Source organism: Pseudomonas arabinosi, assembly GCF_047758675.1.
Lineage (GTDB): Bacteria > Pseudomonadota > Gammaproteobacteria > Pseudomonadales > Pseudomonadaceae > Aquipseudomonas > Aquipseudomonas arabinosi.
This window is the reverse complement of record NZ_CP180480.1, coordinates 2,124,626-2,138,044: the sequence shown is the minus strand read 5'-3', so window position 1 is coordinate 2,138,044 and position 13,419 is coordinate 2,124,626. Positions and strand designations below refer to the sequence as shown.

At 60.7% G+C, this 13,419-nt stretch carries 17 protein-coding genes; 2 read left to right on the top strand and 15 right to left on the bottom strand.

Features of this window, described 5'->3' with window-relative positions:
• Positions 1 to 3: 3 nt before the first annotated feature.
• The 11 genes from phnC to ccmA all read right to left on the bottom strand — a co-directional run bounded on the left by phnC (position 4) and on the right by ccmA (position 8,519).
• Positions 4 to 837 (bottom strand): phosphonate ABC transporter ATP-binding protein, encoded by an 834-nt coding sequence (gene phnC, locus ACMXYJ_RS09985; protein WP_415759664.1) that lies wholly within the window; start codon positions 835 to 837, stop codon positions 4 to 6.
• A 313-nt stretch (positions 838 to 1,150) separates the two neighbouring features.
• Positions 1,151 to 1,555, bottom strand: coding sequence for a hypothetical protein (locus ACMXYJ_RS09980; RefSeq protein ID WP_415759663.1), 405 nt, complete (start codon positions 1,553 to 1,555; stop codon positions 1,151 to 1,153).
• A 14-nt stretch (positions 1,556 to 1,569) separates the two neighbouring features.
• A complete protein-coding gene (gene ccmI / locus ACMXYJ_RS09975) occupies positions 1,570 to 2,772 on the bottom strand; it encodes a c-type cytochrome biogenesis protein CcmI (protein ID WP_415759662.1) in 1,203 nt (400 codons plus the stop codon).
• Positions 2,765 to 3,238 carry a cytochrome c-type biogenesis protein gene (locus tag ACMXYJ_RS09970; RefSeq protein WP_415759661.1) on the bottom strand — a complete coding sequence of 158 codons (474 nt, stop codon included), beginning with the start codon at positions 3,236 to 3,238 and terminating at the stop codon, positions 2,765 to 2,767. The genes ccmI and ACMXYJ_RS09970 overlap by 8 nt, the downstream gene beginning before the upstream one ends.
• Positions 3,235 to 3,771 carry a DsbE family thiol:disulfide interchange protein gene (locus tag ACMXYJ_RS09965; protein WP_008145551.1) on the bottom strand — a complete coding sequence of 179 codons (537 nt, stop codon included), beginning with the start codon at positions 3,769 to 3,771 and terminating at the stop codon, positions 3,235 to 3,237. The genes ACMXYJ_RS09970 and ACMXYJ_RS09965 overlap by 4 nt, the downstream gene beginning before the upstream one ends.
• Positions 3,768 to 5,756 (bottom strand): heme lyase CcmF/NrfE family subunit, encoded by a 1,989-nt coding sequence (locus tag ACMXYJ_RS09960; protein ID WP_415759660.1) that lies wholly within the window; start codon positions 5,754 to 5,756, stop codon positions 3,768 to 3,770. The genes ACMXYJ_RS09965 and ACMXYJ_RS09960 overlap by 4 nt, the downstream gene beginning before the upstream one ends.
• A 3-nt stretch (positions 5,757 to 5,759) precedes the next feature.
• Positions 5,760 to 6,215: a cytochrome c maturation protein CcmE gene (gene ccmE, locus ACMXYJ_RS09955; protein WP_008145548.1), complete on the bottom strand. Its 456-nt coding sequence runs from the start codon at positions 6,213 to 6,215 to the stop codon at positions 5,760 to 5,762.
• Positions 6,212 to 6,388: a heme exporter protein CcmD gene (ccmD, locus tag ACMXYJ_RS09950; protein ID WP_007894243.1), complete on the bottom strand. Its 177-nt coding sequence runs from the start codon at positions 6,386 to 6,388 to the stop codon at positions 6,212 to 6,214. The genes ccmE and ccmD overlap by 4 nt, the downstream gene beginning before the upstream one ends.
• Positions 6,385 to 7,140, bottom strand: coding sequence for a heme ABC transporter permease (locus ACMXYJ_RS09945; RefSeq protein WP_415759659.1), 756 nt, complete (start codon positions 7,138 to 7,140; stop codon positions 6,385 to 6,387). Before ACMXYJ_RS09945 ends, ccmD begins: the two co-directional genes overlap by 4 nt.
• Positions 7,141 to 7,218: 78 nt before the next feature.
• A complete protein-coding gene (gene ccmB, locus ACMXYJ_RS09940; protein WP_008155797.1) occupies positions 7,219 to 7,887 on the bottom strand; it encodes a heme exporter protein CcmB in 669 nt (222 codons plus the stop codon).
• The gene (gene ccmA / locus ACMXYJ_RS09935; protein ID WP_415759658.1) at positions 7,884 to 8,519 is read right to left on the bottom strand and encodes a cytochrome c biogenesis heme-transporting ATPase CcmA; all 636 of its coding nucleotides are present in this window, start codon (positions 8,517 to 8,519) and stop codon (positions 7,884 to 7,886) included. Before ccmA ends, ccmB begins: the two co-directional genes overlap by 4 nt.
• A gap of 197 nt (positions 8,520 to 8,716) precedes the next feature.
• Here ccmA and ACMXYJ_RS09930 point away from each other — a divergent pair, with 197 nt between their 5' ends.
• A complete protein-coding gene (locus tag ACMXYJ_RS09930) occupies positions 8,717 to 10,291 on the top strand; it encodes a flagellar hook-length control protein FliK (RefSeq protein ID WP_415759656.1) in 1,575 nt (524 codons plus the stop codon).
• The gene (locus ACMXYJ_RS09925) at positions 10,288 to 10,617 is read left to right on the top strand and encodes an EscU/YscU/HrcU family type III secretion system export apparatus switch protein (RefSeq protein WP_415759655.1); all 330 of its coding nucleotides are present in this window, start codon (positions 10,288 to 10,290) and stop codon (positions 10,615 to 10,617) included. The genes ACMXYJ_RS09930 and ACMXYJ_RS09925 overlap by 4 nt, the downstream gene beginning before the upstream one ends.
• Positions 10,618 to 10,734: 117 nt before the next feature.
• Here ACMXYJ_RS09925 and ACMXYJ_RS09920 read toward each other — a convergent pair whose 3' ends face one another.
• From ACMXYJ_RS09920 to ACMXYJ_RS09905, 4 genes are all read right to left on the bottom strand, one after another.
• Positions 10,735 to 11,127, bottom strand: coding sequence for a DUF2802 domain-containing protein (locus tag ACMXYJ_RS09920; protein WP_056742068.1), 393 nt, complete (start codon positions 11,125 to 11,127; stop codon positions 10,735 to 10,737).
• The gene (locus ACMXYJ_RS09915; RefSeq protein WP_008155806.1) at positions 11,128 to 11,613 is read right to left on the bottom strand and encodes a chemotaxis protein CheW; all 486 of its coding nucleotides are present in this window, start codon (positions 11,611 to 11,613) and stop codon (positions 11,128 to 11,130) included. It lies immediately after the preceding gene.
• A gap of 88 nt (positions 11,614 to 11,701) precedes the next feature.
• A complete protein-coding gene (locus tag ACMXYJ_RS09910) occupies positions 11,702 to 12,586 on the bottom strand; it encodes a CheW domain-containing protein (protein WP_415759654.1) in 885 nt (294 codons plus the stop codon).
• Between the two features lies 1 nt (position 12,587).
• The gene (locus ACMXYJ_RS09905; RefSeq protein ID WP_415759653.1) at positions 12,588 to 13,376 is read right to left on the bottom strand and encodes a ParA family protein; all 789 of its coding nucleotides are present in this window, start codon (positions 13,374 to 13,376) and stop codon (positions 12,588 to 12,590) included.
• Between the last annotated feature and the right edge of the window lie 43 nt (positions 13,377 to 13,419).

Sequence of the window (13,419 nt, the reverse complement as noted above, 5' to 3'; positions counted from 1 at the left end):
TATTCACACGCGAGCCAGCACCAACCGGGGCGCGGGTTCGGGACGACGGCTCTGGTCGGAAAACATCAGGCTGGTGTCGATGTCGGCACCATACAAATCATTGAGGAACTGACTGCTCAGATCAGCGGCGAGGCCGTCGAAATGAATCCGGCCGCCCTTGAGAGCGACGGCACGCGGGCAATAGCGCGTGGCGTAATCGACTTGATGCAGGGTTACCACCACGGTCTTGCCGTCGCGGCGATTGATGTCGGCGAGGATTTCCATGACCTTGCGCGCCGACTCCGGGTCCAGGGAGGCGATCGGTTCATCGGCCAGAATCACCTCGGCTCGCTGGGTCAGCGCCCGGGCAATCGCCACGCGTTGCTGTTGGCCGCCAGACAAGGTGGACGCCCGCTGCGCTGCCAGATCGGCCAGGCCGACACGGTCCAGGGATTCCAGTGCGAATTGCTTTTCCTCGGCATTGAACAGGCACAAATTGCCGCGCCAGCGCGGCATGCGCCCCAGGCAACCGAGCAGCACGTTATCGAGCACGCTGAGGCGGTTGACCAGGTTGAACTGCTGGAAGATGTAGCCAATATCGGCGCGCAAGCGACGGACCTTGCCGTTCAGTCGCCCAGAGGCCTGCACTTCCCGCCCCAGCACCTTGACGCTGCCGCCATTGTTGCGATCGCAACAGGCCAGGCCCGCGAGGTGCCGCAGCAAGGTGGATTTGCCGGAGCCGGAAGCGCCAATCAGCGCGACCATCTCACCGGTTGCGATGGTGAGCTCGAGGTCGACCAGTGCGGTTTTGCGCGCAAAGGTCTTGTTCAGATGATCGACATGGATAGCTGCGTTCATGGGCTTCTCTGTCTGGTTGAACAGCCGTCCCTGGCCGCTTTGAAGTTCAACCGACTTTAGGCATGGGCTGTGTCAGCCCTATGACTTGCACATGTCGCTGGATGGGCCATTTGATGAAGGTTTTGTGAAAGGTTGAGTTCTGAAAAACACCGCCCCCCCCTGTGGGAGCGAGCTTGCTCGCGATAGCGGAGTGTCAGGCACAGTTGATGTCGACTGAGACGGTCTCATCGCGAGCAAGCTCGCTCCCACAGGGGTTGGGGTGAGTCAGGAGTTTCTGCGGGCACAAAAAAGGCGACCCGTAGGTCGCCTTTGCTTACTGCCCGAATTGCCGTCCCAACCCGCCCGGAACGCCATGGATGTCTGTCTCTTCCCATGGCCCGTTCGGGCTGATCGAGCGGCTCCAGCCGTTATCCCAGCGGTAGTAAGTGCGCTGGCGGTAGAAGGTGTTGGTCTGATCATCGAGAACGTACACGCCGAGCTTGGCGTCCCAATGGCTGTTGCCACCCGGTGGCGGCGCGAAGCTGGCGGAGGTGCGTGGCAGCGGTTTGGCGGGCTTGGCCGGAATGCTCGGTTTGCTCGGAGTCGGTGTCGGGGACGGCGTCGGACGCGGCTGCGACGGCGGGATCGGTGGCAGCCGTTCAGGCTGCTGCGGCTGGACCACGCAAGCGCTTAACCCCAAAACCATACTGAGCAGGGTGATACGAGCGATGGCGGTCATAGTGGCGTTTCCTGTCATTTGTCCGGGCTGTCGATGGTCAGTGTTTGCTGCGCGGTGGTGCTGCTGGCCAGAGGCTGGCTGCGACCGATCCATTCGCCGGCAGTGGGTTTGCCGGCGCGGGAGATGCGTGCAACCAGTTGGACTTCAGGGAAGTTCGACAGTTTCAACTGCGGCATCATGGCGTCGGCGTCGCCCAGCTCAACGGTCGCCGGCAAGTCGGCCACGGTCAGGCGCTTGGCGGCCAATGGCGCAGGAGGCCCTGCGGTGGCGCGGGCAAAAATGAATACGCTGTCGCCGGGCTGGACCTTGGCCTTCAGCTCTGGTGCCAGGTCCACGCGCACCTTGAGCAATGCGGCAACCTTGGCAGCTGGCGCCTGGGCTACCTTGCCACCGCTGGCTTCGAGTTTCTCGGTGGCCCGAGTGATGCCGCCTTGCAGCGCGGCGCGGGAACTGTCCTCCGGTGGCAGTTGCACCAGCAGGCGATTCCAGTAGTCGATGGCGTCCTGATAACGCTGGCTTTCAAAGGCAGCAATACCGAGCAAGCCAAGGCTGGTGACTTCTTTCGGATCGGCTTTGAGTGCTTCGTCGGTCAGGGCCTGAACCTTGTCCGACCACTTTTTGCCATCGGCGAAGTACTGGGCCTGCGCCCATTGGCCCAACAGTTCCGGCTGGCGACCGGCCAGGTTCACCGTGCGTTCGAAGATCTTCGCCGCATCGCCAGGGCGATCCTGAGCCATGTACGTGCGACCGAGGAAATACAGGCCTTCAGCCGAATCCGGTTGAGCCTCGACTGCACGCTCCAGGCGACGGGTCATCTCTTCCATCGACTGCGGCGCCTGGGAGAATTCGCGGGTCAGTTCGACCTTGTCGCTCGCCCCGAAATGCAGGTACAGGCCAAGACCCAACACCGGCACCAGAATCGCCGCCAGCAACGGCCAAGGTTTGCCCAGGCGGGACACGCGTGGCGCCTCGACGCCTTCAGTGTCGGCGAGCAATTCACGCACGGCTTCGGCGCGACCGGTGTCCATTTGCGTGGCGTCGAGAACGCCCTCTTCCTGCTGAGTCTGCAACTCAGCCACGCGTTCCTGATACAACGCGACGTTCAGGGCCGTACGATCCTCTTCAAGCTGGGCGCGACGACCGCGCAGAACGGGGATCAACAGAAAACTCAGGGCAACCAGAAGTAGCAGACCTGCAGCGAGCCAGAAATCAATCATTCTTGGTTTTATCCAACAGGTGGTCGAGGCGCTCACGCTCCTCGGCAGAGAGCTCATCCTTGGTGTCAGCGCGTTGCACGCGACGACGGCGGACGATCACGGCGATGATCACAAAACCACCCAGCAACAGGCCGGCAGGGCCGAACCAGAGCACAGCAGTCTTGGCGTTCAGAGCGGGTTTGTAGCGGACGAAATCACCGTAGCGGTCGACCATGAAGTCGATGATCTGCTGGTTGTCCTTGCCCTCGCCGAGCATGCGAAAAATCTCTTTGCGCAAGTCGGCGGCGATCGGTGCGTTGGAATCGGCAATGTCCTGATTCTGGCACTTGGGGCAACGCAGCTCTTTGGTCAGCTCGCGAAAACGCTCGCGATCACCTTCTTTGGCGAACTCGTAGGTGTCGATGGCCGCGTGCACCACACCGGCCATGCTCAAGCCCAATACTGCGGCGGCTATCCAGCGCTTCATGGCTTGGCCTCATCAACCAGCGCCTGATACTTGGCCGCCAGTTTTTCGCGCCAGACCTGTTCATCGATCACGCCAACGAACTTGTCGCGGATGATGCCCTTGGCGTCAATGAAGAAGGTTTCCGGAGCGCCGTACACACCCAGGTTCAAACCCAAAGTGCCTGCGTCGTCACGGATGTCCAGCTGGTACGGATTGTGGAATTCCACCAGCCACTTCAAGGCGTCAGCGTTGACGTCCTTGTAGTTGATGCCGTAGATCACCACGCCCTTCTCGGCCAGTTTGTTCAGCACCGGGTGCTCGACCCGGCAGGAAATGCACCAGGTGCCCCAGACGTTGACCAGCGCTGGCTTGCCCAGGATGTCGGCCTTGGTCAGGGTCTTGTCGCCCTGCACGGCCGGCAGGGAAAACTCCGGGAACGGCTTGTTGATCATCGCCGAGGGCAGCTCGGCCGGGTTCAGGAACAGACCGCGATAAAGGAAAACAGCCACCACCAGGAAAATCACCAGGGGCAACAGCATCAACCAACGTCTCATGCCGTGGCTCCCGTCATGCCCAGTGCTTCGCGCACACGGCTATTCACCTTGACCCGGTAACGGCGATCCAATGCCGCCAGCAATCCGCCCAAACCAGTGAGCAGACCACCGAACCAGATCCAGCGTACGAACGGTTTGACGTGGACGCGAACGGCCCAGGCGCCATCGCCTAACGGTTCGCCGAGTGCGACATAGAGGTCACGGGTGAAACCGGCGTCGATCCCGGCTTCAGTCATCACCGAGTTCTGCACGGTGTAGAGGCGTTTTTCCGGGTGCAGCACGCTGACTTCCTTGCCGTTGCGGATCACCCGAACGGTGCCCTTGTCCGAGGTGAAGTTCGGGCCTTCGAAATGCTTGGCGCCTTCGAACACGAACTGGTAACCGCCCAGGTCCATGGACTCACCCGGCGCCAGGCGCAGGTCGCGCTCGGCACTGTTCTGGCTCGACAGCACGACGCCAAGGGCACACACGGCAATGCCGATGTGAGCGACCTGCATGCCCCAATAGCTGCGGGTCAGGGTCGGCAGGCCTTTGATCAGGCCTTTGTGGCGAGTCTTGTCGAAGATGTCACGCACACCGGCCAGCAGCACCCAGGCCGCGAGCATGAAGGTCGCAATCACTGCCCAATTGAAATCGCCATAGGCGACACCGGCTACCACGGCCAGCGCGGCGCTGCCGAGCAACACCGGGGTCAGCATGCCCAACAGCCATTTGACCGGAGTGTCTTTCCAGCGCACCAGCATGCCGACCGCCATCACCATCATCAGCAAGGCCATCAACGGAATGAACAGTGCGTTGAAGTACGGTGGGCCGACGGACAGCTTGGCGCCGGTCATCGCATCGAGAATCAGCGGATACAAGGTGCCGAGTAGAATCATCGACGCCGCCACCACCAGCACCAGGTTGTTACCCAGCAGCAGGGTTTCCCGGGACCAGAGGTTGAAGCCAACGTGGCTCTTCACCACCGGAGCGCGCAGGGCGAACAACGTCAGCGAACCACCGACCACAAACAGCAGGAAGATCAGGATGAACACGCCGCGCTCAGGGTCGGACGCAAAGGCGTGAACCGAGGTCAGCACGCCGGAACGCACGAGGAAGGTCCCCAGCAAGCTCAGCGAGAACGCGGCGATGGCCAGCAACACGGTCCAGCTCTTGAACACGCCACGTTTTTCCGTGACCGCCAAGGAGTGAATCAGCGCCGTACCCACCAGCCATGGCATGAACGAGGCGTTTTCTACCGGGTCCCAGAACCACCAGCCGCCCCAGCCGAGTTCGTAGTACGCCCACCACGAACCGAGGGTGATGCCGATACCGAGAAAGGCCCAGGCGACGATGGTCCACGGACGGGACCAGCGAGCCCACGCCGCATCAAGACGACCGCCCAGCAGTGCAGCGATGGCAAACGCGAACGCCACGGAGAAACCGACATAGCCCATGTACAACATCGGCGGATGAACGATCAAACCGATGTCTTGCAGCAGTGGGTTGAGATCACGACCGTCCGCAGGAATCTGCGGCAGGATGCGGGCGAACGGGTTAGACGTGAGGATCAGGAACAGCAGGAAACCCGTGCTGATCATGCCCATCACCGCCAGCACGCGAGCCAGCATCACTTGCGGCAACTGCCGTGAGAACACCGACACCGCGAAGGTCCAGCCGCCGAGGATCAACGCCCACAGCAGCAACGACCCTTCGTGAGCGCCCCACACCGCGCTGAACTTGTAGTACCACGGCAACGCGCTGTTGGAGTTGCTGGCAACGTAGTCGACGGAGAAATCGTCGGCCATGAAGGCGTAAGTCAGGCAACCGAAGGAGAACAGCAGAAACGCGAACTGACCCCAAGCCGCTGGTTGAGCGAGGCTCATCCACAAGCGGTCACCGCGCCAGGCACCGAACAACGGCACCACGGCCTGAACCAGCGCAAAACACAGCGCCAGAATCATGGCCAGGTGGCCGAGTTCAGGAATATAGAGTCCAGACGTCATCGATCAACCCTCCTTCGCGGGCGTTGGAGCAGATTGACCACTGTCTTTCAAAGCCTTGGTCACTTCTGGCGGCATGTACTTCTCATCGTGCTTGGCCAGCACTTCGTCGGCCACCACCACGCCGTCGGCGTTGAGCTTGCCCAGGGCAACGATGCCCTGCCCTTCGCGGAACAGGTCCGGAAGGATGCCGCGATAAGTGATGGTTACGGATTTACTGAAGTCGGTGACGATGAATTTCACGTCCAGCGAATCGCCGGAGCGTTGCAGCGAACCTTTCTCGACCATGCCGCCAGCGCGGATCCGCGTGTCTTGCGGGGCTTCGCCGTTGGCGATCTGGGTCGGGGTGTAAAACAGATTGATGTTCTGCTGCAGGGCGCTCAGGGCCAGGCCGACGGCAGCGCCGACACCGACCAGGATCGCGAGAATGATGATAAGACGCTTTTTGCGCAGCGGATTCACTTGCCGTTCTCCCGGCGCAGACGACGCGCCTCTTGTTGCAGATACCGCTTGCGGGCCAGGATCGGCGCCGCCACGTTGAGGGCCAGCACCGCCAGGCTAATGCCATAGGCTGACCAGACATACAGGCCATGATGGCCCATGGCGAGGAAGTCGCCGAATGAAGCAAAACTCATCGAGCGGCCTCCAGACTGTTCTGCACTTCGGCCTTGACCCAACTGGCGCGGGCTTCGCGCTTGAGCACTTCAAGACGCATGCGCAGCAGCAACACCGCGCCGAAGAAACAGTAGAAACCCAGCACCGTCAGCAGCAGTGGCAGCCACATCTCGGCGGGCATTGCCGGTTTTTCGGTGAGGGTGAACGTCGCGCCCTGGTGCAGGGTATTCCACCACTCCACCGAGTATTTAATGATCGGGATGTTGATCACGCCAACAATCGCCAATACCGCGCAGGCCTTGGCGGCACTGTCACGATTGCTGATGGCGTTGCCCAGCGCAATAAGACCGAAGTACAGAAACAGCAGAATAAGCATGGACGTAAGTCGTGCATCCCATACCCACCACGAGCCCCAGGTCGGTTTGCCCCAGATCGCGCCGGTGACCAGCGCCACGGCGGTCATCCACGCACCAATGGGCGCCGCGCATTGCAGGGCGACGTCGGCCAGTTTCATCTTCCACACCAGCCCGACGATGCCACAGATCGCCAGCATCACGTAGATGGACTGGGCCAGCATGGCGGCCGGAACGTGGATATAAATGATGCGAAAGCTATTACCTTGCTGGTAGTCCGGCGGCGCGAAGGCCAGGCCCCACACTACACCAATGCTGATCAGCAGCAACGCCGCGACACTCAGCCACGGCAGCAGTTTGCCGCTGATGCCGTAAAACCATTTGGGCGAGCCGAGCTTATGAAACCAAGTCCAGTTCATTACTGTTTCCATCACGGTTGCTGCTCGCCATCACGAGCAGCGCAGGGTCTTTACTGATCAAAATTTGATCAGACCTCATTATTCGCCGACGCTGATCTTCAGGCCAGCAGCGATTGCAAAAGGTGTCAGGGTTATCGCCAGGGCGGTCAGGCTACCAAGCCACAGGAGATAACCGGTCGCCGGCATGCCCTGCAATGCCGCCTGCAAGGCGCCACTGCCGAGAATCAACACCGGGATGTACAACGGCAGAATCAGCAATGCCAGCAACAGGCCACCGCGTTTCAATCCCACCGTCAGCGCTGCGCCCACCGCACCGAGCAGGCTCAGCACCGGTGTACCCAGCAACAAAGAAAGCAGCAACACCGGCAGACAGGCGGTTGGCAAACCGAGCATCAATGCCAGCAGTGGAGCGAGCAAAACCAGTGCCAGGCCAGAGAAGGACCAGTGTGCCAGTACCTTGGCCAAAACCAGAAGAGGCAGGGGGTGCGACGAAAGGACCCACTGTTCAAGCGATCCGTCTTCGAAATCACTGCGGAAAAGCCCGTCCAGCGAGAGCAAAACCGATAAAAGGGCCGCTACCCAGACCAGTCCCGGAGACAAGGTTTGCAACAATTGAGACTCGGGTCCGACCGCCAACGGGAACAGGGAAACCACAATCGCGAAGAATACGAGCGGATTGGCCAACTCCGCCGGACGACGGAACAACAATCGGGCTTCACGGGCGACCAACAGGCCGAAAACACTCATACGGCCCAATTCCCCAGATCAATGTCGCGATAGCCGGCCGGCATCCGGGTCAGCGTGTGGTGAGTGGTCAAGACCACCATGCCACCGCGCTCGCAGTGTGCGGCCAGGTGTTCTTCGAGTTGCGCTACGCCTTGTTTGTCGAGCGCAGTGAACGGCTCATCGAGGATCCATAGCGGCGGGCTTTCCAGGTACAACCGCGCCAACGCGACCCGGCGTTGCTGCCCGGCAGACAACGTGTGGCAAGGAACATCCTCGAAACCGCGCAGTCCGACCGCCGTCAGCGCCTGCCAGATCGCCTCCTGGGAGGCCGGTTGATGCAGGGCGCAAAGCCAGCTCAGGTTCTCTTCCGGCGTCAGCAGGTCCTTGATCCCGGCGGCATGGCCGATCCACAGCAGGTTGCGCGCCAGTTCAAAGCGTTGCTCGTTCAGTGGCTGGCCGTTGAGCAGCACTTGACCGGCAGTCGGCTGCATCAGACCGCAAAGCAGACGTAAAAGGCTGGTTTTGCCACTGCCGTTGGGGCCGCTGATTTGCAACATTTCGCCACTGGCCAGTCTCAATTCGAGATTTTCGAAGAGCAGCCGAAGGTCTCGCTCACAGGCGAGGGCAACGGTTTGCAGGACAGGACTGGTCAAGAGATCACGGGCCTTTTGGGTTCAAGTCGGCAGTGGAGCGGCCGTTAAAGATATGCAGGATAAATGCATTGGCGGCCCGTTCTAAGGAGCTGGATCAAGTATTTGAAATGTTTTCAGCGCCCCGGATACAACGGGGCGGCATTATACATGCCATGCCCTACTCTAAAGAGGGCAATTTCCTCAGGTTGTGACCGCGTATGACAGGCGAAATGAACATCCTCCCGCTACCGCAGCCCACCCCCGCCACTTCGCGGCCGCTGGTGGTGAGTGGCGACCTGCTGAAGTTACTGACGCCGATGGAGGGCCTGATCACTGCGGGCCAGACCGCCAAGGCCGAAGTGCTGTCGCTCAAGCAGGCGGATCAGACCTTTCAACTGTTGCTCAAGGTCACCCTCGACAGCGGCCGCCAGACCACGGTCCAAGCCACCAGCAGCCAACCGCTGCCTCAGGGCACCAGCCTGGCGATCACCCAGCCGTCGGCGGGTAATCTGGCCGTCACCGTGCAACAGGCCATCGCCTCCAGCGTCGCCACCCTCACCCGTATCGACACCGCGCAACTGCCGGTCGGCACCCTGCTGCAAGGCAAAGTGCTGACCTCTCAGGTGTTGCCGCAGGCGCCGGGCCAGCCGACAGTGTTTCGCTCGATGGTGAGCTTGCTCAACACCGCGTTGAGCGGCAGCACCCTGAGCATCGACAGCCCGACGCCACTGCGCATTGGCACCTTGCTGAGCGCGCTGGTGCAGGACACCCAGACGCTGAAATTCGTGCCATTGAGCAGCCGCCAGGAGCAATTGGCCGTGACCCAACAACTGGTCAGCCAACAGAGCCGCCAAGGTTCGTTGGATGGCCTGCTCAAACTCCTGCAAAACCTGCCGTCCTCGAATCAGACGTCCAGTGATCTGCGTGCCGCCGTCGACAAGTTGCTCGCCGGCCTGCCCGATGTTCAACAACTCAGCACGCCAAAGGGGTTGGCCCAGGCACTGGCCAATAGCGGGCTGTTCCTTGAAGCCAAGCTGCTCAGCGGTCAGAACCCGACACTGGCCCCGGACATGAAGGGTGATCTGCTCAAGCTGATCGCACAATTGACGCCAGGCCTGCCGGCCAACACCAATCTCAACGCGATCATTGCCGCCAACACACTGGCCCAGGCCATGCCGAACTTCGTGCGCAGCGCCCTCGGCATGCTCGGTCAGGTCAGCGCCAAACCGCAGCCAACCCGCTTCCCGCTGCCCGAGCGCCTGCTACAAAGCATGGACGGCGAAGGCGATCTCGAGCACTTGCTGCGTTTGGCAGCAGCGGCCGTTTCGCGCCTGCAAAGCCATCAACTGTCGAGCCTGGAACAGACCGGCGTGACTGACGACGGTCGGTTGATGAACACCTGGCAACTGGAAATCCCGATGCGCAATCTGCAGGACATCGTGCCGCTGCAGGTCAAGTTCCAGCGCGAAGAAGCGCCCGAGAAAGAACAGCAAAACGAACGCCGCGACGAGCGCGAACCCAAACAACAATTGTGGCGAGTGGACCTGGCGTTCGACATGGAGCCCTTGGGCCCATTGCAGATTCAGGCACAACTGATCAAAGGCAGCCTGTCCAGCCAGCTGTGGGCCGAACGCCCGTACACCGCCAGCCTGATCGAAAGTCACCTGACCGAACTGCGCCAGCGGCTGCTGGCGTCCGGCCTGAATGTCGGCGATCTCGATTGCCACCTTGGCACACCGCCACAAGGCCCTCAAACCCGTCTCGAACAACGCTGGGTCGACGAAACCGCATGAGAAACCCCAACACCCCGCGCCAGGCCATCGCGCTCAAGTACGACGGCACCCACGCCCCTACCCTCACGGCCAAAGGTGACGAAGCACTGGCCGAAGCCATTCTGAAGATTGCCCGCGATTATGAAGTGCCCATCTACGAAAACGCCGAGCTGGTGAAACTGCTGGCGCGGATGGAATTGGGGGAGAGTATTCCGGAGGAGTTGTATCGCACGATTGCCGAGATTATTGCGTTTGCGTGGAATCTGAAGGGCAAGTTTCCGGCAGGGCATGATCCGGATGCGCCGATGGTGGAGAAGGACATCACCGAGCGCGGGGATGATTATTGAATCTTTGTTGAATGCAAAAAGATCGCAGCCTCGTTGCACTCGACAGCTCCTACATTGGGACGGTGTACGCCCTGTAGGAGTTGTCGAGTGCAACGAGGCTGCGATCTTTTGATCTTCTCAGTTCTTGTGCAACTTACTCATCAACTCCGCCTCAGCCTGGGTCAAGCCACAAGACTGAGTCAGTTCATCGACGCTCGCGCCCATACCGACCAGTTTTGCCGCCTGGGCAAACGACAGGCTCGACGGATCGCGCTGTTCCAGCTGAGCCAGTTTGTCCGGCAACGGGCCAACCACTGCGCGCAGTTCATGCAGGTCTTCACCCATGCGCACGTTGCCGCTCTGGTAGTCCTCGACGCGCTTGGCCAAGTCCTTGATGCGCTGATCGCGCAGCGCATCGCCCTGGGCCTGTTGCGCGGCGATCAGTCGTTGGCCTCGTATGTACGCCAGAAACATCGCCAGCGTGCCCGCCCAAAAGAGGAACAGGACAATGACCGCTACCTCAAGAATCAATCAGATGTTCTCCAGGTCCGACCATTCTTCTTCGCTCATCATCTTGTCCAGCTCGACCAGGATCAGCAGTTCGTTGTTCTTGTTGCACACGCCTTGAATGAACTTGGCGGATTCTTCGTTACCGACGTTCGGCGCAGTTTCGATTTCCGACTGACGCAGGTAAACCACTTCGGCCACGCTGTCGACCATGATCCCGACCACTTGCTTGTCGGCTTCGATGATGACGATACGGGTGTTATCGCTGATCTCGGCATTCATCAGGCCGAAGCGCTGACGGGTGTCGATCACGGTGACCACGTTACCGCGCAGGTTGATGATGCCCAGCACGTAGCTCGGGGCACCCGGGACCGGGGCGATCTCGGTGTAACGCAGGACTTCCTGAACGCGCATCACGTTGATGCCGTAGGTTTCATTGTCCAGTTTGAAGGTTACCCATTGCAGGATCGGATCTTCAGAACCTTTTGCATTCGTCGCTTGATTACTCATACCCTGACCCCTCGAAAAACCGCTTCTGGCGGTGTGTGTTCTGTTGGCGGCATTCAACAATGCCGTCGCATACGTGTTATGTCGGCAGCTATGTCGGTTTGTGTAGCGGCTTGATGCCGCCCATGTGCTTTGCCCCGCCGCTGGCGATCAACTCGGCCAGGGCGGAAACGTCCAGCAGCGCACACATGTGCTCAATCACCGTGCCGGCGAGCCATGGCCGCTGACCTCGATGACTTCTCCATTTGATTTCGTTCGGGTCCAGGCGCAACGAGCGGCTGACCTGATGCACCGCCAGCCCCCATTCGTAGCCCTGAACCGAAATAACGTATTGCAGGCCCTGACGGAAATCGTCGCGGTAACGGTCGGGCATGACCCAACGCGCGGTATCCAATACTTTCAGGTTGCCGGCCTGGCTCGGCAGGATCCCGAGGAACCATTCCGGCTGACCGAACAGCGGCGTCAGCTCATGACCGGCCAAAGAATAAATCGAGCCCAGGCACACCAGCGGCACCGCAAGGGTCAGCCCGGCGACATCGAACAACAGGCATTCGAACGGCTCGGCAGCCCAGGACGGGCGACCATCTGCTTCCACTGGTGGCGGCGTGTTGCTCGGTGGCAGGTGGACTTCGACCACCGGTGGCACCAAGGCTTGCAGCAGCGGGGCGATGGTCGATACCGGAGCGAGTACCGGTGCTGGTGCATCGATCACGGCTACCGGCGCTTTCGCCACGGGCGCTGCTACCGGCGCGGCAACCACGGCGGGTTTCTGCGCATCACGAGCCTGCTCTTCGAGCACCGCTGCCTGGAACTCGTCCAGCGCAGCTTCAACTTCGACTGCTTCAACAACCTCAACGATTTCAACCAGCGCTTCGATTTCCGGCGGCAACTCTTCCGTCGCCTCCATCAGCAAGCTGTCCAGATAAGACTGGAGCGCGAGTTGCGGGCGCGAGGTGATTTTTACCGGGCGGTTCATCTCACGCCACCTGCGGGACAAGTTGTGCTGCCAACAGATGCTTGAGCAACGCGCGATAAGCCAGCACCCCACGGCTCTTGCCGTCGAACTGCGAAGGCGTCACCCCTGCCCGGCTGGCATCGCGCAAGCGGGTATCGATTGGAATGTAGCCCTGCCAGATTTCTTCCGGGTACTTGTCGCGTAACACCCGCAGCGTGCCGAGGGACGCCTGCGTACGGCGGTCGAACAAGGTCGGCACGATGCTGAACGGCAGCGCCTGTTTACGCGAACGGTTGATCATCGCCAGGGTATTGACCATGCGCTCCAGGCCTTTGACCGCCAGGTGTTCGGTCTGCACCGGAATCACCAATTGCTGGCTCGCCGCCAAGGCATTGACCATCAGCAAGCCGAGCAACGGCGGGCTGTCGATCACGGCGTAATCGAAGTCCTGCCAAAGTTGCGCCAGGCTCTTGGCAATCACCAGGCCCAGGCCACTCTGACCCGGCGACTGACGCTCGAGGGTCGCGAGTGCGGTGCTCGACGGCAACAGGGAAATACTCTCGTGGCTGGTGGGCAACAGCAACTGACCGGGCAAGCCTTGCGGCACGCTGCCCTTGTGCAGGAACAGATCGTAGCTGCTGTGTTCCAGGCTGTCGGGGTCGTAACCGAAGTAGCTGGTCATGGAGCCGTGAGGGTCGAGATCGACCACAACCACGCGCTTGCCCGCCTCGGCCAGTAAACCGGCTAAAGCGATAGAGGAAGTGGTTTTACCAACACCACCCTTTTGATTGGCGACTGCCCAGACTCTCATTCGGATTGTTCCTCCCGGTCGAAATGGTCGACCGAGGAAAAGC

Bases quoted from the DNA above. Each gene is read 5' to 3' on its own strand.
- phnC (WP_415759664.1), bottom strand. From the start codon at position 837: ATGAACGCAGCTATCCATGTCGATCATCTGAACAAGACCTTTGCGCGC.
- ACMXYJ_RS09980 (WP_415759663.1), bottom strand. From the start codon at position 1,555: ATGACCGCCATCGCTCGTATCACCCTGCTCAGTATGGTTTTGGGGTTA.
- ccmI (WP_415759662.1), bottom strand. From the start codon at position 2,772: ATGATTGATTTCTGGCTCGCTGCAGGTCTGCTACTTCTGGTTGCCCTG.
- ACMXYJ_RS09970 (WP_415759661.1), bottom strand. From the start codon at position 3,238: ATGAAGCGCTGGATAGCCGCCGCAGTATTGGGCTTGAGCATGGCCGGT.
- ACMXYJ_RS09965 (WP_008145551.1), bottom strand. From the start codon at position 3,771: ATGAGACGTTGGTTGATGCTGTTGCCCCTGGTGATTTTCCTGGTGGTG.
- ACMXYJ_RS09960 (WP_415759660.1), bottom strand. From the start codon at position 5,756: ATGACGTCTGGACTCTATATTCCTGAACTCGGCCACCTGGCCATGATT.
- ccmD (WP_007894243.1), bottom strand. From the start codon at position 6,388: ATGAGTTTTGCTTCATTCGGCGACTTCCTCGCCATGGGCCATCATGGC.
- ACMXYJ_RS09945 (WP_415759659.1), bottom strand. From the start codon at position 7,140: ATGAACTGGACTTGGTTTCATAAGCTCGGCTCGCCCAAATGGTTTTAC.
- ccmB (WP_008155797.1), bottom strand. From the start codon at position 7,887: ATGAGTGTTTTCGGCCTGTTGGTCGCCCGTGAAGCCCGATTGTTGTTC.
- ACMXYJ_RS09930 (WP_415759656.1), top strand. From the start codon at position 8,717: ATGACAGGCGAAATGAACATCCTCCCGCTACCGCAGCCCACCCCCGCC.
- ACMXYJ_RS09925 (WP_415759655.1), top strand. From the start codon at position 10,288: ATGAGAAACCCCAACACCCCGCGCCAGGCCATCGCGCTCAAGTACGAC.
- ACMXYJ_RS09915 (WP_008155806.1), bottom strand. From the start codon at position 11,613: ATGAGTAATCAAGCGACGAATGCAAAAGGTTCTGAAGATCCGATCCTG.
- ACMXYJ_RS09910 (WP_415759654.1), bottom strand. From the start codon at position 12,586: ATGAACCGCCCGGTAAAAATCACCTCGCGCCCGCAACTCGCGCTCCAG.
- ACMXYJ_RS09905 (WP_415759653.1), bottom strand. From the start codon at position 13,376: ATGAGAGTCTGGGCAGTCGCCAATCAAAAGGGTGGTGTTGGTAAAACC.